General features: G+C 70.1%; 1 protein-coding gene. It reads left to right on the top strand.

Annotation, left to right across the window (positions count from 1 at the left end; all coding sequences use genetic code 11):
- Positions 1-131: 131 nt before the first annotated feature.
- Positions 132-672 (top strand): isochorismatase family protein (locus tag ACTIF6_RS26830; RefSeq protein ID WP_439590748.1); only part of this gene is annotated, 541 nt, incomplete at its 3' end.

Raw genomic sequence — 672 nt, 5'->3', positions numbered from 1 at the left:
CTGCCAGTACGACTACGACACCGGCGGCCTCGACGCCCGACGACGGATGCCGGTCGGGTAGCCGGGACCGTCGGGGCTGCCGGGGCTGGCACGCCGCTTGCTGCCGTCGGCTCCAAACAGAGGAGACCGACATGTCCAGTGCGACAGCAGTAACTCTGAGCCCTGCGGCGGACGCCGCACCGGCGGCGGCCCGGCTGGGCGATGGCGCCTATGCCTGGACGGTCGATCCCGTCCACGTCGACCTGTCGATGGAAGCGGCGGCGCCGCGAAAGGCGACCATCGCCGCCGAGCCGCAGGCGATCACCGTCGACCTGGCGCGCTCGGCGATCATCGTCGTCGACATGCAGAACGATTTCTGCGCCCCCGGCGGCTGGGTCGACTGGCTTGGTGCGGACCTGTCGCCCGAGCGGGCGCCGATCGGGCCGTTGCAGGCACTCCTGCCGGTGCTGCGCAGCGCCAAGGTGCCGGTGATCTGGCTCAACTGGGGCAACCGCCCCGACCGCAAGAATCTGCCGCCGACGACGCTCTACGTGTTCAACCGGGACGGCCAGGGCATCGGCATCGGCGGCGAGCTGCCCGGCAACGGCGCCAAGCTCCTCGAGAAGGACAGCTGGTCGGCCGCCGTCGTCGATGAACTCGTGCAACTCCCCGAGGACATCAAGGTCGACAAGT

It is taken from the genome of Hydrogenophaga sp. (assembly GCF_051860785.1).
GTDB lineage: Bacteria > Pseudomonadota > Gammaproteobacteria > Burkholderiales > Burkholderiaceae_C > Hydrogenophaga.
Note: the sequence above shows the minus strand (reverse complement) of the source record. Positions and strands in the feature narration are given on the sequence as shown.